19 protein-coding genes are annotated in these 20,191 nt (G+C 69.4%); 12 read left to right on the top strand and 7 right to left on the bottom strand.

Annotated features, from left to right (window positions below; all coding sequences use genetic code 11):
* The first annotated feature begins 12 nt into the window (after nucleotides 1-12).
* Nucleotides 13-2,685 carry a class IV lanthionine synthetase LanL gene (gene lanL / locus C503_RS40325; RefSeq protein WP_018684400.1) on the top strand — a complete coding sequence of 891 codons (2,673 nt, stop codon included), beginning with the start codon at nucleotides 13-15 and terminating at the stop codon, nucleotides 2,683-2,685.
* 11 nt (nucleotides 2,686-2,696) lie between these two features.
* On the top strand, nucleotides 2,697-2,831 hold the full coding sequence (locus C503_RS48585; RefSeq protein ID WP_018684399.1) for a hypothetical protein: 135 nt from the start codon (nucleotides 2,697-2,699) through the stop codon (nucleotides 2,829-2,831).
* 218 nt (nucleotides 2,832-3,049) lie between these two features.
* On the opposite strand, the gene C503_RS0122060 is transcribed toward C503_RS48585, so the two are convergent.
* Entirely contained in the window at nucleotides 3,050-6,274 is a 3,225-nt protein-coding gene (locus tag C503_RS0122060) for an NACHT domain-containing protein (RefSeq protein WP_018684398.1), read from the bottom strand.
* Nucleotides 6,275-6,484: 210 nt separating this feature from the next.
* Between C503_RS0122060 and C503_RS0122055 the strand changes: the two genes are divergently transcribed.
* Nucleotides 6,485-7,099 carry a malonic semialdehyde reductase gene (locus C503_RS0122055; RefSeq protein ID WP_018684397.1) on the top strand — a complete coding sequence of 205 codons (615 nt, stop codon included), beginning with the start codon at nucleotides 6,485-6,487 and terminating at the stop codon, nucleotides 7,097-7,099.
* 58 nt (nucleotides 7,100-7,157) lie between these two features.
* Here C503_RS0122055 and C503_RS0122050 read toward each other — a convergent pair whose 3' ends face one another.
* Nucleotides 7,158-8,585, bottom strand: coding sequence for an LVIVD repeat-containing protein (locus tag C503_RS0122050; RefSeq protein ID WP_033400908.1), 1,428 nt, complete (start codon nucleotides 8,583-8,585; stop codon nucleotides 7,158-7,160).
* A 165-nt stretch (nucleotides 8,586-8,750) separates the two neighbouring features.
* Here C503_RS0122050 and C503_RS0122040 point away from each other — a divergent pair, with 165 nt between their 5' ends.
* From C503_RS0122040 to C503_RS0122005, 8 genes are all read left to right on the top strand, one after another.
* On the top strand, nucleotides 8,751-9,404 hold the full coding sequence (locus C503_RS0122040) for a DUF305 domain-containing protein (protein WP_018684394.1): 654 nt from the start codon (nucleotides 8,751-8,753) through the stop codon (nucleotides 9,402-9,404).
* Between the two features lie 143 nt (nucleotides 9,405-9,547).
* Nucleotides 9,548-11,602: a threonine--tRNA ligase gene (thrS, locus tag C503_RS0122035; protein ID WP_018684393.1), complete on the top strand. Its 2,055-nt coding sequence runs from the start codon at nucleotides 9,548-9,550 to the stop codon at nucleotides 11,600-11,602.
* Between the two features lie 443 nt (nucleotides 11,603-12,045).
* Nucleotides 12,046-12,936, top strand: coding sequence for a sigma-70 family RNA polymerase sigma factor (locus C503_RS0122030; RefSeq protein ID WP_018684392.1), 891 nt, complete (start codon nucleotides 12,046-12,048; stop codon nucleotides 12,934-12,936).
* Between the two features lie 51 nt (nucleotides 12,937-12,987).
* Nucleotides 12,988-13,461 (top strand): GyrI-like domain-containing protein, encoded by a 474-nt coding sequence (locus tag C503_RS0122025; protein WP_018684391.1) that lies wholly within the window; start codon nucleotides 12,988-12,990, stop codon nucleotides 13,459-13,461.
* Nucleotides 13,462-13,519: 58 nt separating this feature from the next.
* A complete protein-coding gene (locus tag C503_RS46115; RefSeq protein ID WP_018684390.1) occupies nucleotides 13,520-13,672 on the top strand; it encodes a hypothetical protein in 153 nt (50 codons plus the stop codon).
* Between the two features lie 31 nt (nucleotides 13,673-13,703).
* Nucleotides 13,704-13,913: a DUF2277 family protein gene (locus C503_RS0122015; RefSeq protein ID WP_018684389.1), complete on the top strand. Its 210-nt coding sequence runs from the start codon at nucleotides 13,704-13,706 to the stop codon at nucleotides 13,911-13,913.
* A 100-nt stretch (nucleotides 13,914-14,013) separates the two neighbouring features.
* Complete coding sequence (locus tag C503_RS40320; RefSeq protein ID WP_018684388.1) at nucleotides 14,014-14,904, top strand: helix-turn-helix domain-containing protein; 891 nt, start codon at nucleotides 14,014-14,016, stop codon at nucleotides 14,902-14,904.
* Nucleotides 14,879-15,166 carry a DUF397 domain-containing protein gene (locus tag C503_RS0122005; protein ID WP_018684387.1) on the top strand — a complete coding sequence of 96 codons (288 nt, stop codon included), beginning with the start codon at nucleotides 14,879-14,881 and terminating at the stop codon, nucleotides 15,164-15,166. The genes C503_RS40320 and C503_RS0122005 overlap by 26 nt, the downstream gene beginning before the upstream one ends.
* Here C503_RS0122005 and C503_RS0122000 read toward each other — a convergent pair.
* The 4 genes from C503_RS0122000 to C503_RS0121985 form a co-directional block, all read right to left on the bottom strand.
* Nucleotides 15,134-15,652 carry a YqaA family protein gene (locus C503_RS0122000; protein WP_018684386.1) on the bottom strand — a complete coding sequence of 173 codons (519 nt, stop codon included), beginning with the start codon at nucleotides 15,650-15,652 and terminating at the stop codon, nucleotides 15,134-15,136. The two genes, C503_RS0122005 and C503_RS0122000, sit on opposite strands and share 33 nt — an antisense overlap.
* Before the next feature lie 91 nt (nucleotides 15,653-15,743).
* On the bottom strand, nucleotides 15,744-16,943 hold the full coding sequence (locus C503_RS0121995) for a hypothetical protein (protein WP_026316566.1): 1,200 nt from the start codon (nucleotides 16,941-16,943) through the stop codon (nucleotides 15,744-15,746).
* Nucleotides 16,944-17,133: 190 nt separating this feature from the next.
* Nucleotides 17,134-17,349 (bottom strand): hypothetical protein, encoded by a 216-nt coding sequence (locus C503_RS0121990; RefSeq protein ID WP_018684384.1) that lies wholly within the window; start codon nucleotides 17,347-17,349, stop codon nucleotides 17,134-17,136.
* A 21-nt stretch (nucleotides 17,350-17,370) separates the two neighbouring features.
* Nucleotides 17,371-17,931, bottom strand: coding sequence for a GNAT family N-acetyltransferase (locus tag C503_RS0121985; protein WP_018684383.1), 561 nt, complete (start codon nucleotides 17,929-17,931; stop codon nucleotides 17,371-17,373).
* Nucleotides 17,932-18,023: 92 nt separating this feature from the next.
* On the opposite strand from C503_RS0121985, the gene C503_RS0121980 reads away from it, so the two are divergent.
* Nucleotides 18,024-19,241 carry a winged helix-turn-helix domain-containing protein gene (locus tag C503_RS0121980; protein ID WP_033400906.1) on the top strand — a complete coding sequence of 406 codons (1,218 nt, stop codon included), beginning with the start codon at nucleotides 18,024-18,026 and terminating at the stop codon, nucleotides 19,239-19,241.
* A gap of 4 nt (nucleotides 19,242-19,245) precedes the next feature.
* Here the strand turns inward: C503_RS0121980 and C503_RS0121975 are convergent, their stop codons facing one another.
* Nucleotides 19,246-20,151, bottom strand: coding sequence for an intradiol ring-cleavage dioxygenase (locus C503_RS0121975; RefSeq protein WP_018684381.1), 906 nt, complete (start codon nucleotides 20,149-20,151; stop codon nucleotides 19,246-19,248).
* Nucleotides 20,152-20,191 lie beyond the last annotated feature (40 nt).

Raw genomic sequence — 20,191 nt, 5'->3', positions numbered from 1 at the left:
TGGGACGGTGCGATGATCAGCGCTGAAGGCGGTGCCACCGAAGACGGCGAACTGCTCGCCGACACCCTCGCCGCCGTGCTGGCCCGGCACGCCCCCGACCGCTGGCGCCACCACGTCGACACGCACTGGCACCACGTCCTGCCCGACGACCACCGGCCGCGCGCGCAGGGCTGGAAGCTGCACGTGCCCGCCACGCCGCTCTCGGCCTGCCTGGTGCTGGCCCGCGCGGCCGACGTGCTGGCCCGGCACCGGTGCGCGTTCAAGTTCGCCGCCACCCTGCGCCGCGTGCACGAGCTGGTCGGCCCCAACGCCGACCGCAAGGCCGCCGGCAAGTTCATCACCGCCTACCCGGACGACGACGACCACGCCCGCGCCGTCGCCGAGGACCTGCACGCGGCCACGCTCGGCCTGCCCGGCCAGTGGATCCTCACCGACCGCCGCTACCGCGCGCACTCCCAGGTCTTCTACCGTTACGGCGCCTTCGCCCCGGACCTGGTCCTCACCGACGACGGCGAGTACCGGGCCGTGCTGCACGCCCCGGACGGCACCGCCGTGCCCGACCAGCGCAGCGTGGGCAAGGTGGCCCCGGACTGGGCGGTCGACCCGTTCCACACCCCCGAGGCCGAGCAGACGCCGCCCAAGTCCGTCCTGGTCGGCGGCCGGTTCCGGGTGGTGCGCGCGATCCGCCAGAACAACCGGGGCGGCGTGTACCTCGCGGTCGACCCGGAGGGCACCACGGTGGTGCTCAAACGCTTTCGCGAGCACACCGGCGCCGGGGTCGACGGCACCGACTCGCGCACCCGCGCTCGGGCCGAGGCGCGCCTGCTCGCCGCGCTGGACCCGGCGCGGTTCGTGGACATCTTCACCGCGGGCACCGACATCTTCGTGGCCCAGCAGTGGATCGACGGCGTGCCGCTGCGCCGGTTCGTCGCCCGCGAGCTGCGGCCGTCGCCGTCTGGCGCGTTGGCGTTGGACGTGCCGCTCGCGCTCGACCTCGCTCGTCAGCTGGTCGACCGGGTGGGGGAGGTGCACGCCGCCGGGTACGTGCTCGGCGACCTGACGCCGAACAACGTGCTGGTGACGCCGTCGCGCGAGCTGGTGTTGATCGACCTGGAGTCGGCGTTGCGGCCCACGGACGTGGCCGCGCGGCTGTTGACCCCGGGGTACGCGGCGCCGGAGGAGGAGGGCCGGGCGCGGATGATCGCCGCCGACCCGAGCGTGGCGTCGGACCTCTACGGGCTGGGCGCGACGCTGTTCCACCTGGTGTCCGGCGCGCATCCGCCCGCCTGCAAGGGAACCCGGCTGCGCGCGATGGTGACGGCGATGACGCCGAGCAACCCGGTGGCGGCGCTGGTCGGGCCGGTGCTGACGGATCTGCTGGCACCGGATCCGGCCGCGCGGCCCGACCTGGCCACGGTTCGCGCCCAGCTCGGGGATCTCGGCATGCCCGAGCCCGCCAACGGCCACACGACGCGCGTCCGTGCCGCCCACGGCGACTCGGCGTTGCTGGTGGAGGCGCCCACGACCTGGCTGCCGGTACCCCGGCCGCGCGCGGTGTCCGCGTCCACTGTGGACGTCGGTGGCGTGATCGACGACATGCTGGCCGACATCGTGGCGACCGCCGACCCTGGCGCGCCGTGGTTGTGGCGCAACTCGGAGACAGCCAGCCGGTACGACCCGTGCTCGGTGCACGTCGGCGCGCCGGGGGTGCTGCTGGTGTTGTGCCAGGCCGCGCGGGCGGGGCGCGATGTGCTGGAGACGGTCGAGCTGGCCGCGCGGTGGACGCTGCGCCGGTTGCCTGCGGAGCCTCGGTTGTTGCCGGGGTTGTTGTTCGGGCGCGCGGGTACTGCCGTGAGTCTGTACGAGGCGGGTGAACTGCTCGACGCTGCCGACATCCAGGACGAGGCATTGCGGTTGGCGCGGCGGCTGCCGGTGGAGTGGCCGGTGCCGGACGTGTTCCACGGTGTTGCGGGTGCCGGGTTGGCGTTGCTGCGGTTGTGGCGGCACACGGGGGAGGAGGACCTGCTGCGACAGGCCTGTGCGTGTGCGGACTATCTGTTGAGCATCGGTCCGGAGTGGACTGCTACGGGAGAGTTCGCACTGGCGGGCAAGCGGCACTGGGGGTTCGCGCACGGGGTCGCGGGTATCGGCACGTTCTTGCTGGACGCCGCTGCCGCGTCCGGTTCTGACCGGTACTGGGCTGCTGCCCAGGACTGCGCGACCGCGCTGCGAGGGGTCGCGATCGTGGACGGGGACGCGGCGTTCTGGCCCAGCGGCGAGGACGACAGCGAGGCGGACTCCGTGCGGTTGACCGGTTTCTGCAGTGGCGCCAGCGGGGTCGGTGGCTTCCTGCTCCACACCCGTGATCCGCTGGCCGAGGCGGCGGCCGTCGCCGTGCGCAGCGCCAACTGGACCTCCCCGCCGCTGTGGTGCCACGGCCTCGCCACCGACGGCGACTTCCTCCTCGACTGCCACGAGGCTCTCGGCGACGACCGCTACCGGATCTGGGCCGCCGACACCGCCGAGGCCCTGATCGCCCGCACGGTCCCCCGTCGCGGCCGCATGCTCACCCCCGACGACACCGGAGACGTGGTCGCCGCCTTCGCGAACGGATACGCGGGCGCCCTGTCCTTCCTGCTCCGCCTCTACCACGGCGGTGAAAGACCCCTGCTGCCCTCCTACTGAAAGGTGATCCGATGGAACTGACCGTCAACGAGCTCGACCTGATGCCTGCCGCGGAGCAGACCGGGGACGAGCCACAGCTGATCTCCAGCTGTTGCAGCCACTGCTTCTCGTCACTGATGATCGTCACCAACGGCTGCGAGTGGTGACCCCGTCGGTGACCGTGCCGCCTTGGCACGGTCACCGACCCGTCTCCGGGTTGTCCACAGGTTCCCCGTCGGTAACCGTTTCCTTCCACAGGCCCGTTTCCGGGCTCTTGACAGGGCGCGGCGGGCGGTACGGTGTCCTTGTGGGGCCCGCCCCCCTGGGTGGGAGGGGGCTGCTGTGCGGTGGAAGATGGATCATGGCTTGGCTCGCGGTCGCCCGGTCAGGGGATGGTGGTGGTGATCCAGCCGCGGGGGCCCCAGGTCATGCGGGTGATGGGGCGGGCGGGGGTGCCGACGATGGCCTGCACCAGTTCGTAGGTGTAGCGGCTCGACACCGTGCGGCAGGTGAGGCCGATGTCGGCCGCGGCCTGGGGGCAGGCGCGGTCGCCGGTGTTCGTGCCCTCGGCGGCCAGGTACACCGTCAGGCGCGTGTCCCGTCCGGCCTGGAAGCGTGACCGCAGATCCTCCGTGACGTTGCCCAGCAGCACCAGGTCCACCGGCCGACCCGCGCAGCTCTGTTGCTCCAGGAACAGCCGTGGCGGTACCTCGGTCGAGAACGCCACCGCCAGATCTCCCGACCCGGCACAGCCCAGGCGCGAGCCCGAGGGCACCAGTTGGAAGTTGCCCAGTTCCCCGCGCAGGAACGTCAGCATCCGCAGCGCGCGCACCTGTTCCGTGTGCGCTGTCTCCGACAGCTGCCGTGCACCCACCAACGGCGTCATGGGACTACCGGCCGCAGGTACCGGTTCGGGCGAGAGCATCGGCGAGTCCAGGTCTATGACCGCCGCCAGCGACATCCCCTCCCGCTCGACCGCGCGCTGGACGGCCACCTCCGTCGTCTCCGGTAGCACCGCAGGCTCAACCCCGGCGGGCAGCCCAGGCGCGGACACCAGCACGATGCGGATGGCGCGGCCCACCAAGCCACTCTCTCGTTGTGCCAACGTCACCCCCTTCAGCTGCTCGGTGATCCGCTGCGTCGACCCGCCGTCGTCCGGCCGCAACGGCCCCACGACAGCCACATCCACATGTCGAGGCGCGGTGAGGGCGTTCTGGTTCCCCGCACGCAGCAGCGCGATCACGCCAGGATCCACCCCGAGCGTCGACCACTCCGTCTCCGGAACCAATCCCACGCAATGCGACCCGGTCCCGTCGAACGCGCGCACCCGGTCGACGTCGGTTCCCAAGTGCAGGGCCGGTTCACACCGCATGTGGTTGTAGGTCACGACAGTCACCACGGTCGCCGCGAGCAGCAACACCACACACACGACCGCACGCACCCGACGCGGCCGCCTGACCGGCTCCGCTGCCTCGACAGCCGTGGCGTGTAGGCGTTCCTGCACCAACACGTGCCGGAACTGGTACACCTCACCGGAATGCCGCAACAACCCGCGATCCCGCGCGTCACTGAGGAACGCCAGCAACCGCAGTGGCAGTCGCCCCTGTGCCGCCAACACCAACCGCGCCAACACGAACCGGGGCCACGCGCGCGTCAACGACACCAGCAGCGCACCGGCCAACGCGGGCAGCAGCACCACGGCGGCCGTGTTGATCGGCGCGCCCAAGTCGAGCGGGTCACGATCGAACCGCGCCGTCCCCGCGTACCCGAGCAGTGCGGCCACCCCGGGGCCGAACACTTCCGACAGGAACCGCACCAGCGCGAGTGCCGGAATGGACACCAGGCCCGCGATCCCGCCCGCAACCAGCGCTCCCACGAGCGTCGCCCGCCGGTCCTGCCGCACCAGCCCGATCGGGCCCGCCTTCGTCGACCGTTCGGGTGGTGCGTTCAGCCAGTTGTGCGCCGCCACGGTCGCCCCGGCCACGGCGGCGAACCCGACCGCCGCCAGGATGCCGGTCACCAGCTCGGTCACCTCGGCGAACGTGCCGCCCACGGTCGCCGACACGAGGACCGCGCCGACCAGCACCGGCGTCACCGGGATGGCCACGAACGCCACACCGGTGGCGAACCCGCGCCGCAGTCGGCCGAGCGACCCACGGGCGACGAACGCCACCCGCCCGGGTTCCCGGCCGGTCGCGCCGTACCAGAGCGCGGTCGCCAGCACGGCCACCAGCGCCGCCAGCCCCAGGCCGATCTCCAACAGGTCGCTGAACAGCGGATCCGCGCCCAGCAGCGCCCCCGCGCCCGCCACCGCGACCATCAGCGTCACGCCGATGCCCACCCCGATCGCGGGTGCCACCCACGGCGACACCAGGCGGTCGCTCACCTTCCACCACGCCAGGTCTCGTTCCCGGTGCCGGTGTGTGTACCGGGCCAGATAGGTCAACCAGCGACGTGCCTGTGTGGCGCTCCACCGTCCACTCGGGGCGTGGCCCACCTCACCGGTCGGCAGCGGGTCCGGTGCGTACGCGGCCTCGATCACCTGGTCGACCAGGAAGTCCTCGATCGAGTGCCGGTCCGGGAACTCCGTCTCGTCCAGCAGCCGCGCGGGCGGGCCGCCCGCGCGCTGGTAGGCCATGCGGGCCAGGGACACCATCAACGGCGTCGACAGCGCTGCCGCCACCGAACTCCCCGGCCGGTCCCGCAGCGCTTTGTAGACGGGTGCCCAGTCCGTCCCGCTCGGCCACTGCACCTCGCTCAGGTAGGCGACCGAGTCCGCGCCCGCCACCGGCCGCACCTCGACCGTGGCGGCCTTGCGCAGCGGGGCCGCGCCGTCCCGGACGACCTCCGCGTACTCGGTGCTGCGGCAGGTCACCACCACCGGGCGGTCGCGGCCCAGTGCGGCGTTGATGCCGCGCACCGCGCCCCGCCGGTCGATCTCCGGGATCTCGTCCACCCCGTCCAGCACCGGCAGGATCTTCCCGGCCAGCAGCAGCCTGCGGGGGATGTCCGCGCGGCCGTGGTAGTACGAGGTGGCCAGCATGCGCACGATCCAGTCGTCCAGCGGCACCTCGCCCGGGTCCCAGGACGACGCGGTCAGCAGCACCGGCACCGCCGCGCCGGGCGGGCGTTCGCCGAGCAGGCCAAGGGTGAGCACGATGGCCAGCACCGTCTTGCCCGACCCCGGCTCGCCCAGCACCAGCAGCCTGCCGCTGTGGATGTCGCCGTAGCGCTCCGCCAGCCGCTGCCCGACCTCGGCGAACCGACCGTCGACGCGGCCTGCGCGCTGGCCGTCCGACCAGGTCAGCGGCAGCATGTGCGGGTCCATCAGGCTGCGCGCCGCGGCCTCCTCCAGCCACTGCGCGCGGATCGTGGTGGCCAGGTCGTCGGCCAGCTCGGTGGTGTCGCGGACGAACTCGTCCGGCGCGGGCGGCAGGCCGACCACCGCGACCGCGAGCGCGGCCAGCGCGGCGAACAGGCCGAACACGCTGGCCAGCTTGTCGTTCTGCTCCAGACCACCGGTGGCCATCAGCGTGCCGAGGGCGATGGCCACGACCGGCAGCAGGGCGAGCAGCACCGCCCGGATGATCCGGCGCGATGGCACCCGCACGTGTCCCCCCGGTGATCAGCTTGTGCCTCCGATCCCTACACCCTGCCGGACCACGACGTCCCCGTAACGGGCGTCGTTGCGGCTATCGGGTGAATCCGGGATGTGACGATCGCCATGAACGCCGGTGAAATAGTCAAGCTCTCAATTAAGTTGCACGGGTCGTTCCGCCTTTCCCGGAACGACGGACCGGCCGACCCAGGAGCACCAGTCATGACCGCAGTACAGGAACCCCAGCTCGCCCAGCTCACCGAGGAGGGCCAGGACCTGCTGTTCCGCACCGCCCGCACGGCGAACTCCTTCACTGCCGAGCCGGTCACCGACGAGCAGGTCCAGGCCGTCTACGACCTGGTCAAGTGGGCGCCGACGGCGATGAACAGCCAGCCCCTGCGGATCCTGCTGGTCCGTACGCCCGAGGCCCGCGAGCGCCTCGCCCGGCACCTGGCCGAGGGCAACCGCGCCAAGACGCTGACCGCGCCGCTGACCGCCGTGCTGGCCGCTGACGTGGACTTCCACGAGCACCTGCCGCGCACCTTCCCGAACCTGCCCATCGCCCGCGACATCCACGCCGCCGACGACGCGGCCCGGGTCGAGAACGCGCGCTTCAACGCGCTGCTCCAGGTCGGCTACTTCGTGCTGGGCGTGCGCGCGATCGGCCTGGCCGCGGGCCCGATGAGCGGCTTCGACGCCGCGGGCGTGGACCGCGAGTTCTTCCCGGACGGCAAGCTGCGCTCGCTGGTCGTGGTCAACCTCGGCACCCCCGGCGAGAACGCCTGGTTCGACCGCAACCCGCGCCTGGACTACGACGAGGTCGTCCGGTCCGTCTGACACCCACGAGAGAGGGGACCCTGCCACGCTCGGCGGGGTCCCCTCTCTTGTTCTTCTGTCAGTGGAAGGTGTTCTGGGTCTGCACGTTCAGCTCGTCGTAGTGGTAGCGCTTCGCCGGGTCGGTGCTCGGGTCGTTGATCTCCAGGACGTCGAGGCCCTTGACGATGTCCGAGCTGTAGATGAACCCGTTGTAGTAGTAGGCGCTCCACGAGCCGCCCAGACTGAGCTGCGCGCTCAGCGGCCCGCGCTCGAAGAACCCGATCTCGCGCGGGCTGGTCGAGCTGGTGAAGTCCCACACCTGCACGCCGCCCTGGTACCAGGCCTGGACCATGATGTCCCGCCCGGGCACCGGCAGCAGCGAACCGTTGTGCGCCACGCAGTTCTCGCTGTCCGCCTGGTAGCGGCTGATCTTGAAGAAGCTGCGGAACTCCAGCCGCCGCTGGTCGCCGCGGCCGGTGATGTCGTAGACGCCGTCCGCGCCGCGGGTCGGGCCGACCTTGGCGTTGCAGGTGGCCGCGCTGCCGCCGCCGAGCTCGTCGGTGAACACGACCTTGGTGCCGTCGTTGTTGAACGTGGCCGAGTGCCAGAACGCGAAGTGCCGGTCGTCCTGCACCCGGTTGATCACCCGCGGCTTCTCCCGGTCGGCGATGTCGATCAGCACACCGTCACCCATGCAGGCGCCCGCCGCCAGGTTCTTCGACGGGTACACGGTGATGTCGTGGCAGCCGCTGGTCGCCGACACGTAACCGCTGTCCACCGTGCCCGGGGTGCCCGGGTTGCCGCCGTCCGGGAACAGGTTCGGCGTCGCCACCAGCTCCGCCGCGCCCGGGTCGCGCAGCGGCACCCTGATGATCGAGATCTTGTCGTGCGGCGGCTTGCACCTGGCGATGGTGTCGGACGGCCCGTACGAGGAGATGTACAGGTAGACGTCCCGCCCGCGCCGGTCCGGGACCAGCGTGTGGGTGTGCGAGCCGCAGTCGGTGGCGATCGCCTTGACGTAACGCGGGTTGCTCTTGTCGCTGATGTCGAAGATCTTCATGCCCTCCCAGTAGGGCTGGGTGCCGTCGTTCTGCGCGACCGAGGAGCAGGTGTCGTCGCTGCGGCGCGAGTCCGTGGACAGGAACAGGACGTTCCCGCTCACCGACACGTCGTTCTGCGAGCCCGGACACAGCACCTGGCTGGTGATGCGGGGCTGCCGGGGGTTGGCGATGTCGTAGATGGTGAAACCGAGGTAGTTCCCCACGATCGCGTAGTTGCCGGTGAACGCGATGTCGGTGCCGATCGACCCGTCCCCCGCCAGCGGGGCGGTGGCCGGGATGTTGGCGACGTGCTTGACGTTCGGGCTCATGACGATCTGGTCCTGGCCCGGTAGCTGGCTCTGCGCGGTCGCCGAGGGCGTCCCCACCAGGCCGGACGCGGTGAGCACCGCGACGCCGATGGCCGCGACCGATGCCAGTGCACGCCTGCCGCTGTGGGATGAAGGCATGCTGCTTACCCCTCTCGTGGAGTCGGTAACCGGGAGTATGGACTCATGGACGGAGCGCTACCAGGTCTTGAGGTTGGAAATTTTCACCACTTGGTTGGACGCTGTCGCCACGCCCGGTCCCCGGTTACGTTCGGGGGTCGGGCGTGGCCGACAGGAGGGTCTGGCGTGGCGGGTCTGATCGCGCGCGGCGGGGTATCGATGATCGCCGTACTGCTGGCAGTTTCGGCGTGCACGGACGACACAGAACCGGCCGTGGGCATGCCCACCAACCCGGTGGTGCAACCCGGGAAACCCGGTGGCGACAACAGAACCCTGTCCCCGGCGGAGATCTCGGCGGGCGCGCGCGTCGACCAGCCCAACTCGGCCGACTTCATGTACGCCGAGATGATGATCCAGCACCACCAGCAGGCGGTGGACATGACCGCGCTCGCCGCGACGCACGCGCAGGACGCGGCCGTGAAGGGTCTGGCCGACCGGATTGCGCACACCCAACAGCCGGAAATCGACGCGATGAACGCCTGGCTGGCGGGCAAGGGCAGGCCCAAGATCGACCCATCGCACGGTCAACACGCGGGCCACCAGATGCCGATGCCCGGCATGGCCACTCCCGAGCAGATGGTCGAGCTCCAGGGCGCGTACGGGCCGGGTTTCGACCGGCAGTTCCTCCAGCTGATGACCCGCCACCACGAGGGCGCGATCCAGATGGCCAAGGACATCCAGCAGCACGGGGTGGATGTCCGGGTCCAGGAGATGGCCGACGACATCGTGGCCGAGCAGTCCGACGAGATCCAGCGGATGCGCACGATGCTCGGCGGCTGATCCGGGGTTGTCCACAGATTCGCGCGACCTTCGAGAGTTGTCCACAGGCGGGGCAAACCGGGGGGCGGGTCCGGCGGGGCGGTCGATAACATCGCTGCTGTCGAGGTCACAACCCCTGTGACCGCCTGCACCGAGGAGTCACCGTGTCCCAGCCGCCGCCCCCGTCCGTCGCACCCGCCGCGCGCGTGGTGGTGCAGGCGGGCACTACGGCTGGTGCCGCCGTGCGCGAGGCAGGTCTGCCGGGCAAGGGCCCGGACGCCGTCGTCGTGGTCCGCGACCAGGAGGGCAGGCTGCGCGACCTGTCCTGGACCCCGGACGTGGACGTCGAGGTCGAGCCGGTCGCGGCGAACACCGACGACGGCCGCTCGGTGATCCGCCACTCGTGCGCGCACGTGCTCGCCCAGGCCGTGCAGCAGCAGTTCCCGGATGCCAAGCTCGGCATCGGCCCGCCGGTCCGCGACGGCTTCTACTACGACTTCGCGGTCGAGCGCCCGTTCACGCCGGAGGACCTGCAGGCGCTGGAGAAGCGCATGAAGCAGATCGTCAAGGGCGCCCAGCGCTTCTCCCGCCGCGTCGTGGAGTCGGTCGAGGCCGCCAAGCAGGAGCTGGCCGCCGAGCCGTTCAAGCTGGAGCTCGTCGACATCAAGAGCGATGTGGACGACCCCGAGGTGATGGAGGTCGGCGGCGGCGAGCTGACCATCTACGACAACCTCGACCCGCGCACCGGCGACCAGGTCTGGGGCGACCTGTGCCGGGGCCCGCACCTGCCCACGACCAAGCACATCCCGGCCTTCAAGCTGACCCGCGTGGCCGCCGCGTACTGGCGCGGCGACCAGAACAACCAGCAGCTCCAGCGGGTCTACGGCACGGCATGGGAGTCCCAGGAGGCCCTGGACGCCTACCTGGAGCTGATCGCCGAGGCCGAGCGCCGCGACCACCGCAAGCTGGGCACCGAGCTGGACCTGTTCAGCTTCCCCGACGAGATCGGCTCCGGCCTGGCCGTCTTCCACCCCAAGGGCGGCATCGTCCGGCGCGCGATGGAGGATTACTCGCGCGCCCGGCACGAGGAAGAGGGCTATGAGTTCGTCTACTCGCCACACATCACCAAGGGCACCCTGTTCGAGGCGTCCGGCCACCTCGACTGGTACCGCGACGGCATGTACCCGGCCATGCACCTGGACGCGGAGTACAACGAGGACGGAACGGTCCGCAAACCCGGCCAGGACTACTACCTGAAGCCGATGAACTGCCCGTTCCACGACCTGATCTTCCGCTCCCGGGGCCGCTCCTACCGCGAGCTCCCGCTCCGCATGTTCGAGTTCGGCTCCGTCTACCGCTACGAGAAGTCCGGCGTCATCCACGGCCTGACCCGGGTACGCGGCATGACGCAGGACGACGCCCACATCTTCTGCACCCCCGAACAGGTGCAGGACGAACTGAAGTCTCTCCTGACGTTCGTGCTGGACCTGCTCCGCGACTACGGCCTCGACGACTTCTACCTGGAGCTGTCGACCCGCAACGAGGAGAAGTACATCGGCTCCGACGAGGTCTGGGCCAAGGCCACCGAGGCCCTCCGCGAAGCCGCCGAGTCCTCAGGCCTGGCCTTGGTCCCCGACCCCGGCGGCGCCGCCTTCTACGGCCCCAAGATCTCCGTCCAGGCCAAGGACGCCCTGGGCCGCACCTGGCAGATGTCCACCATCCAGGTCGACTTCATGCTCCCCGAACGTTTCGAACTGGAGTACACCGCAGGCGACGGCTCCCGCCAACGCCCGGTGATGATCCACCGCGCCCTCTTCGGCTCCATCGAACGCTTCTTCGGCGTCCTCACCGAGCACTACGCGGGCGCCTTCCCGGCCTGGCTGGCCCCGGTACAGGCGGTGGGCATCCCCATCGCCGAGGACCACACCGACCACCTGCTCCAGGTGGCCAAGGCGCTGCGCGCCAAGCGAGTCCGCGTCGAGGTCGACATGTCCGACGACCGCATGCAGAAGAAAATCCGTAACCACACCCTGCAGAAGGTCCCGTTCATGCTGGTCGCAGGCGGAAAGGACGTGGAAGCCAACACGATCTCCTTCCGATTCCGCGACGGCTCCCAACTGAACGGCATCCCGGTAGCCAAGGCAGTAGACGCCATCCACACCTGGATCTCCCGCCGCGAAAACACCTCCCCAACCGCAGAAACCTTCACCACCGAATAGCGGACGAAAAGACACCGACTCCGCCCTGTTCGCCATTCAGATCAGCAGGGCGGAGTTTTCTTTGCAAGGGAGCGAGGGGAGTAGAGCAAGGTGAGAGTGAGTGGGCCCACCCCGCCACCCCCAACTCAGCCACCCCAACTCAGCCACCCCAACTCAGCCACCCCAACTCAGCCACCCCTAACTCGACCACCACGCGGGATCGCGCCGGTCTCTTCCCACCCGATCCCAGGAGGCCCCCGGGGCCGAGTGGGATCGGGTGGGAAGAGACCGGCTAAAGGCGATCCCGCCGCGAGGCGAAGCCGAGCCAACAAACACAGCGAGATCCCCACCAACCCCAACCACCCCCCAGCGAGACACCCAACAAACCCAACCCGTCTGGGACTTCAGGCAATTTTCCCGAGAGCGTGACCGACACGACACCAGCCGGTTCTAAGGTGAGGCGAGTGGACTGGGAATCTCACCGGGTCGAGTTGACCGGGTACTGCTATCGCATGTTGGCGTCGGGGTTCGAGGCCGAGGACGCTGTCCAGGAGACGTTCGCGAAGGCGTGGAAGGCCGGGTACGACGAGCAACGCGGTTCGTTGCGGGCGTGGTTGTACTCGATTGCCACCAACGTCTGCCTGGACATGTTGCGTAGTCCCCAACGTCGCGCGCTGGCGGTGGATCTCGCGCCGGTATCCGCTCCAGGCAAGGACGTCGGCGCGCCGTTACCGGAGACCGCCTGGGTGCAGCCGGTTCCGGACGCCAAAGTGCTGGACCCGGCGGACCAAGTGGTCGCGAAGCAGTCGGTCCGGTTGGCGTTTGTGGCCGCGCTGCAACACCTTCCGCCACGACAACGGGCCGTACTGATCCTGCGCGACGTCCTGTGCTGGAAGGCCGCAGAGGTCGCGGAACTGCTGAGTACCTCCACTGAGGCGGTTAACAGTGTCCTGCAACGGGCGCGCGCGCTGGTCCCCGCACAACCCACACAGGACGAAGTGGACCAGTCCCTGTTGGACCGCTATTGCCGGGCGTTCGAGGCGCACGATGTGGACACCCTGGTCTCTCTGTTACGTGACGACGCAACAATGAGCATGCCTCCGTTCCAGTGGTGGATTCGCGGCAAGGAACACCAGCGCATCGCACTGCTGCACGCCGACGGTCCCTGTCTCGGTGCGACACTCGTCCCCACCCACGCCAACGGCGGCCCCGCGTTCGGCCACTACGGTCCGGACGGCGCGCCGTTCGCCCTCATCACCCTGGACGTCGTCGACGGACGAATCGCGCACGCGGTCTCACACCTCGACACCGCCCTGTTCCCCCTGTTCGAGTTACCGTCCACCGCGCCGCGATGAGTTTCGCGGGCTCATCTCGTATGGATAGGTGAACGAGAGAGAGGAGGGCGGATGGAGCCCACCATCGAGACCCGTGCCGAGCAGCCCTATGTGTCCATTCCGATCCAGGCAAGGCTGTCGGAGTGGGGGCAGGTGAACGCGCTGATCGGGGAGGTCTTTGGCTGGCTCGCGCAACGCGGGATCGCGCCGGCGGGCGCCCTGTTCTACCGGTACCACTCGGTGACCGATGATGTACTGACCGTCGAGGTCGGTGTGCCGGTGGACGGCCCGGTGGAGCCGGACGGACGGGTGAAGTCCGGTAGCAAACCCGCAGGCCGGTACGCGGTCCTGATGCACCGAGGACACCCTGACCGCATCCGCGAAACCTTCGCTCACCTGGACGAATGGGCTGCGGAGACCGGTGCGGAGTGGGACCTGACGGACGGTGTGTGGGCGGGCCGCTTCGAGTCCTATCTCACCAACCCGGAGGTCACGCCGGACCCGGCCGATTGGGAGACCGAAGTCGCGTATCGACTCCGCGACTGACCGCCCGAGACTAGGCTGTCCCGGTCCTCGGCGATATCAACTCCGGCGAAGGCGGACCGTGAACGTGAACGAAGTCGACACCGGCGACGTGGCGGACTCCACCGGCGTCTGTCTGTGTCCCGCGTACTCCCGGGTGCCGGGCGTGCGCGAACTGCACGACGTGGGGGCCCCGGGCTGTGCTTTCGAGCCGACGGAGAGCGACAAGGAGTGAGACAGGGGGTCCTCCGGGGCATGATGTCGGCATGTGCCGAAGCATCAAGACCCTGAGGGCCCCCTACGTCGAGACCGTCGAGGACGACGACGTACGTGCGGCCGCGTTGCAGTACGTCCGGAAGATCTCGGGCTTCCGGGCCCCGGCCCCGCACAACGCGGAGGCGTTCGACGCGGCGGTTGACGCCGTTGCGGCGGCGACAGCCGAGTTGCTCGACCGGCTGGTCGTTCGTGGACGCTGAGTAGTGTTGGACCTGCAAGGCGGATGGGATCTGCCTCCTTTCCGGTGATAAATCAGCCCGTCGCGGGAAGTTTGCCACGTCACGGGGATAACGTGCGCGCATGACCACCACCGCCTACAAGGCCACGGTCCGGCGTCGCGAGCTAGGGCTGGAGCTGCGCGAAGTCCGAGACAAGTTCGGGATCAGCATGTGCGAGCTGGCGCGCAGGCTCGGCTGGGAGGCGTCCAAGCTGTCCCGCATCGAGAACGGCAAGCTGCCGTGCTCCGAAGTGGAGGCCGCGATCATCTTGGCCTACTGCAAGGTGACCGGGCGCCGGCTGGACGAGATCTTGAGGCTCTGTGCGGGGGATGCTGATGGCACATGGGTTCGAGAGAACGGTTGTCTGCCCGACCAGCTTCGCACGCTGATCTTGCACGAGACGATCGCGGAGACGATCTACGAGGTCGAACTCAATCGAGTCCCGGGGCTGCTCCAGACCGAGGACTATGCGCGCGCGGTCATTACCGGTCCAGGGCTAGTGCCATTTTCTCTCATTGAAGGGCGAGTGCAGGCTCGGATGGAGCGGCAGACGCTGATCCGGCGGGAGAACCCGCCGAGGGTCATCTTCTACATCCATGAGCAGGCGTTGCACCTACCTGTGGCTGACGACAAGGCTATGCATGAACAGATGTTGCAGCTCCTCTTCCTCGGTGCGCGGCCGGGCTGCGATATCCGGATCATCCCTCGGTCTGCTGGCGCACACGCTGCTCTCGACTGCCCGTTCCGGCTCATGCAGTACAGCGATGCCCAGCCTGTCGTCAGTTTGGAGACTCAGAACCGGACTCTGTTCCTTGAGAGCGCGACCGACATCGCTACCTATCGGCTCATCCTGGGGAGGCTCGCGGACGCAGCCCTGAGTAGGGAACAATCACGCTCGGTGCTCGCGGACATCGCGAGTGTGTACGAACGAGCGGGAGCGCACGACCATGATGATCAGGACGGGCTGGCGTAAGAGCAGCTTCAGCGGCAGCAACGGCAACTGCGTTGAGGTGGAGTGGCGCAAGAGCTCGTTCAGCGGCACGAACGGCGACTGCGTCGAGGTCGGGTGGCGTAAGAGCTCGTTCAGTGGGGACAACGGCGACTGCGTGGAGGTTGCCTACACCGAGACCGTTGCGGTGCGGGACTCCAAGAAGCCTGCGGCGGGCATCCTCTCCTTCACCCCCACCGCCTGGGCGTCCTTCCTACAGGAACCAACCCGCGAACAGCGCGGGTGACGCGGCCAGGGCACTGAACCGGACGAACCGACCGACGACCCCGATCCCCAGGAACGTCAGCAGCCGCATCCGGACCAGCCCGGCCATCACCACCATCGCCATGAAGGGCGGCACCCCGACCACGGAGCTGAGGCTGTACGACCCCAGCATCCACCCGGGGTGCCGCTCGCACCTCTCGCGCACCAGGTCCACCAGGTCGCGCAGCTTCTTCGTACGCTGCCGCCACCGCTCCCGACGCGGCGTCACCGGCTTCTCGCTCGGGTGCTTGCGGTGCATGAACGCGGGCAGATGGATCGATCCTCTGGCAGCCAGATAGAACAGCGTTTTGCCGAGGATCTGCGCGACCGCGACCACCGCGCCCAGGGCCAGCCACGGCACGTCCGGCTCGCGGGCCGCCAGGCCGACGACGAAGAGTTCCACGCTGATCAAGGGGATCAGGGATGAGCTGAACGCGACGCCGAACGTCACGCACAGCCAGCCGATCACGACGGGCCCCCTCCTGATCGATCCCCAACCACTGACGGTACCCGAGGACATCGGGTTCCCGACCCCGGTCGATAGGGGGGCACCCCTATCGCTACCCGACCGAATCCACCACGATCCGGGCCGCCGGGGCGTCCATCACGACCTTCGCCGGGGGGAGCGGGTCGTTACGCCACCGGATCACGTACCGCCTGTTCGGTGACAGGGTGTAGACCGTGTCCCCCGACACGGCCAGGTCCGCGACCGAGTCGCCGACGATGCTCCAGGTGAACGGCCTGCCGGTGTAGCGCAGGATCTTCCCCGTCTCGGCGTCCTGCATCAGGAGACCCGCGCCGCCCGCGCGCAACACGCGTGCGGGACCGCCGATCCGGGTCCAGCCGCCACTCCATTCCCACACCGTGCCGTCCTTGTGGGAACGGGCGTAGAGCGCGTCGTGGCCAACGACGAACTGGTCTTCCGCGCTGCACGCGTCCGTGACTTTGGTCCAGCTACCCGGCTTTCCGTCGTAGTGGATCAGCTTTCCAGTGGGATCTACCGCGAACAGGCCCGCGCCGCCCGCGAACAGTGTGCTGGCGGGTCCGCCGATGATGGTCCACGCGAGCGTCTCCGGTTGCCATTCCCAGATGATGTCCTTGTCCGGGGACAGGCGGTACAACCTGTTGTCGGTTACCGCTATCGCGGCCGCGCGTTCACCCACGAGAGTCCACGCGTGTGGACGACCGTCGTAACGCATGATCCTGCCGTTGCCGGGGTCGGTGATGAACACGCCCGCCTTGCTCACGAGCAGATCCTGCGCGGGTCCGCCGATGGTGATCCATCTGCTGTTGCGGTCATCCCAGCGCAACACGGATTTCATGTCCGTCGAGATCGCGTACAGCTCCGCGGGAGGTTCTGCTGCCGCCGGTGGTTGCGCTGCCTTAGGCAGCCACACTGTCGTCGCGACCAGCGCGACCACGGCGACCGCAACTGCGGCGACCCACCACTTTCGTTTGCTCACGTGCGGTCTTAACCGGACGTGGTTGACCTCTCTGCGCGCGGCGGAGGACTCCGCGCGGTCGTACAACTCCTTCGCTTGGGACAGCGCTATCAGCCGTTCCCACTTGTCCGGGATCCGGTCTGTGACAAGTTGTTCCAACAGGTGCCACGGGACGATCGCAGCGCCGGAACGGTAGCGGTCCCACAGTGCCCGACCAGTGTCGAAGCGGTGCACGAGCCGCGCGGCCGGTACCTCCGCGGTCAACTCCCGCACTAACGCCGCCAACTCCGCGATTTCCCGCGTCCCCGGTTTCCCCATGTCGGTTTCCCGTCTCCGGACAGCGGTCGACGCCCCCGCGGCACCGGGGGTGCTTTCCCGCCGTGTGGCGGCCGAGTCGTGCGCCCCGATCCGGCCAAGATCATCCAGAAGTATCCCGTGTTCGCCGGGGTGCGGCAAAGGCGGTTCGGTCACTTGATCGGTACTGCTGGTCGGCCCAGGAACTCGGCCATCACGAGGTGTAGGTCCGGTCCAGTGAATGCCCCGAAATGGTTGCCCGGCACTCGGGTGAATTGCGCTCGGAGAACCACGGCCGGGAGCGCCGGTGGTGATCTTGGGTGCCCGCGATGACCAGGGCCGGGATGTCCACCGCGCGAAGTTCGCGCGGATCATTGCCCGATCGGGCGATCCAGCACGTGGTTTCCGGGTCGACCGGCTTCTCGGCCACCCGGATGGCTCGACGTCCTGGTCACTGGGCCAGGGCGAGGTCCAGGGAGCCGGTGAGGCGGACCTCGCGCAGGGGCTGGCCGCCCGCGTCCAGGGTGCGGACGACGCCGTCCGGGCCCCAGCCGACGCGGCGGAAGAAGCCCATGGTCGCCGCGTTGCGCTCCGGGACCCAGGCGATGCCCCTCGTGGAACCTTGTTCGCGCAGCGTCGTGGCCGCGGCGGCCAGCAGGCGGCCGCCGTGCCCACGGCGCCCCCAGCGGGGCTCGACCAGGATGGTGCTGACCAGGGCGACCGTGGCGGCGTCCTCGACCGGGAGGTCGTTCGCGGCGGCCGACTCGGACTCGGGGGACGGGCCGACCACGCAGAAACCGACCGTCCAGGCGCCCTCGGTGGCCACGAAGACCGACGCCGGGCCCTGCTCGACCACCCGGGCCCACTGCTCGGCCGATTGTTCCTGGTCGAGACCGGCCAGCACGGTCGGGGGGAGGAGCCCGTCGAACGCGGACTGCCAGGTCAGCACCTGGATCCGGGCGATCTCGTTGACGTCGTCTGGACCTGCGGGGCGCACCGCGGCGTCGGCCATGCCGGCAACCTAGCGGATAACCACCGAGAGATTGTCGGTGGTGCCTGGGAGCATGCGGGCACGTCCGCATCCGCACGTGAGGTTGTCTGGTGATGACTGAGGTTCTGTCCGCTTCCGCCGCCCGTCGCATGGCCCTGGCCGCGCAGGGGTTCGGGGTCGCGCGGCCGTCGGGGGCGCCCGGTCGGCGGCATCTGCAACAGGTGCTGCGGCGGGTGCAGCTGTTGCAGCTCGACTCCGTGAACGTGGCGGTGCGTGCGCACTACATGCCGTTGTTCGCTCGGCTGGGCGGCTATGACCAGTCGCTGGTGGATGAGGCGGCGTGGTCGCACTCCTCGCGGAAGCCGCGGTTGATGGCGGAGTACTGGGCGCACGAGGCGAGCCTGATCCCGGTGGAGGACTGGCCGCTGTTCCGGTGGCGGATGGCGCGGTACGAGTCCCGGTACGCGCGGCACGTGACGCGGATTGCGGCTGCGTCGCCCGGGTTGGTGGACGACGTGTTGGCGACCGTTAAGGAACTCGGACCTATCGGCGCTGGGACGTTGGAATCGGCTCTCGGGGGTGCGGTGCCGCGGGCCAAGGGTGGCTGGTGGAACCGGTCGGACGTGAAGCACGTGTGCGAGTACCTGTTCGCCACCGGGCGGTTGACGACCGGGACGCGGCAGGGCTTTCAGCGGCTGTACGACCTGCCTGAGCGGGTACTGCCCGCGTCGGTCCTGGGGGCGTCGGTTCCCGATGACGAGGCGGCGCGGCGGCTGACCGGGCGGGCGGCGGTGGCGCACGGGGTGGCGACGGAGAAGGATCTTCGTGACTACTACCGGCTGGAGCCGGAGCGGTCCAAGCAGGCGGTGGCCGAGCTGGTGGCGGCCGGGGAGCTGGTGCCGGTGTCGGTCGAGGGATGGCGGCATCAGGCATATCGGCACGTCGACGCGCGGCTGCCGCGGGCGGTGCGGGGGCGGGCGCTGCTGTGCCCGTTCGACCCGTTGATCTGGGAGCGGGATCGGACGGAGCGGCTGTTCGACTTCCATTACCGGATCGAGATTTACGTGCCCGAACCCAAACGGGTGTACGGCTACTATGTTTTCCCGTTTTTGCTCGACGGTGAGCTGGTGGGGCGGGTAGACCTGAAAGCGGACCGGGCGACGGGGACGCTGCGGGTCCAAGGGGCGTATGCGGAACCGGATCGTGATGCCGGGCGGGTGGCCGCGGAGCTGGCCGAGGAACTGCACGCGATGGCGTCGTGGCTGGAGCTGGAGCAGGTGAGCGTGCACCCGCGCGGGAACCTGTCGGCGGCGCTCGGGGTGGCGCTGTGAGCGCTCAGCGGCCGTTCTTGTTCGAGTCCACGGACAGGGTCTGGGCCGCGATGTAGGCGGAGCCGTCCTTGCGGACGGTCGCGAGCATCGGGTCCTTGAAGATCAGGTCCTGGCCGTTGAGCGTGTCCCGGCCGGTGTGGGACGAGTACGGGGCGTTCGCGAACACCTCGGTGTTCAGCTTCTCGTCGAACATCAGCTGGCTGGTGAGCGTCTTGGCCTTGCTGATGTGGACCATGACGTGGATGTGCACGGTGCGGCCCGGGTACCAGCCCGGCCAGATCGTGGTGAAGCGGACGACGCCATCGGCCCCGGTGACCTGGGCGCCGCGCAGGTAGCGCGTGGCGTCCTGCGGGGTCAGGTCGGGCATGTCCATGGTGGCGGGGTTCATGCCGCCGGGCATGGCCGTCGGCATCGGCATGCCACCGCCGGGCATCGCGTTCATGTTGCCGAAGCCGGAACCGGACAGCTTCTCCGCGCCCGAGTAGAGGCCCGTGGCGTCGCACTGCCAGATCTCGACGACCGCGTTGGTGATGGGGGAACACGACTCGCTGTCGATGACCTTGAGCGCCAGGCCGAGGGTGGTGCCGGGGCGGTCCTCGCGGACGTCGCCACGGACCTTGTCGGCGTCGAAGTAGTAGGGGCCCTGGGTGGTGGCGGGCGACATGGCGCAGGTGCCCGCGCTCGCCAGCAGGGTGGCCGGGTCGGTGGTGGTGCCCGCCGGGGTGGCCTTGGCGTCCGAGTCGTCGGTGCCGCAGGCGGCGAGCAGGCCGCCGAGGGTCACCAGGCCCATCCCGCGTACCCAGGTGCGCCTGCTGACGCGCTTGCCCTCGTCGTCGTCGAACATGGCCAACCCCATTCTGCCGCGGCGCTGGCCACCGTACCCGACCTCGGGTCCGATGTGGAGCGTCACCGGTTCGCGTGACCTCGCATGGCTGCGCGGCGTGAGGTTT

It is taken from the genome of Actinokineospora enzanensis DSM 44649 (assembly GCF_000374445.1).
In the GTDB taxonomy this organism is placed as follows: domain Bacteria; phylum Actinomycetota; class Actinomycetes; order Mycobacteriales; family Pseudonocardiaceae; genus Actinokineospora; species Actinokineospora enzanensis.
This window is presented reverse-complemented; position numbering and strand designations above follow the sequence as displayed.

Bases quoted from the DNA above. Each gene is read 5' to 3' on its own strand.
- C503_RS0121985 (WP_018684383.1), bottom strand. From the start codon at position 17,931: ATGGCCGACGCCGCGGTGCGCCCCGCAGGTCCAGACGACGTCAACGAG.
- C503_RS0122025 (WP_018684391.1), top strand. From the start codon at position 12,988: ATGGAGCCCACCATCGAGACCCGTGCCGAGCAGCCCTATGTGTCCATT.
- lanL (WP_018684400.1), top strand. From the start codon at position 13: ATGATCAGCGCTGAAGGCGGTGCCACCGAAGACGGCGAACTGCTCGCC.
- C503_RS0121980 (WP_033400906.1), top strand. From the start codon at position 18,024: ATGACTGAGGTTCTGTCCGCTTCCGCCGCCCGTCGCATGGCCCTGGCC.
- C503_RS40320 (WP_018684388.1), top strand. From the start codon at position 14,014: ATGACCACCACCGCCTACAAGGCCACGGTCCGGCGTCGCGAGCTAGGG.
- C503_RS48585 (WP_018684399.1), top strand. From the start codon at position 2,697: ATGGAACTGACCGTCAACGAGCTCGACCTGATGCCTGCCGCGGAGCAG.
- C503_RS0122055 (WP_018684397.1), top strand. From the start codon at position 6,485: ATGACCGCAGTACAGGAACCCCAGCTCGCCCAGCTCACCGAGGAGGGC.
- C503_RS0122005 (WP_018684387.1), top strand. From the start codon at position 14,879: ATGATGATCAGGACGGGCTGGCGTAAGAGCAGCTTCAGCGGCAGCAAC.
- C503_RS0122015 (WP_018684389.1), top strand. From the start codon at position 13,704: ATGTGCCGAAGCATCAAGACCCTGAGGGCCCCCTACGTCGAGACCGTC.
- C503_RS0122050 (WP_033400908.1), bottom strand. From the start codon at position 8,585: ATGCCTTCATCCCACAGCGGCAGGCGTGCACTGGCATCGGTCGCGGCC.
- C503_RS0121995 (WP_026316566.1), bottom strand. From the start codon at position 16,943: ATGGGGAAACCGGGGACGCGGGAAATCGCGGAGTTGGCGGCGTTAGTG.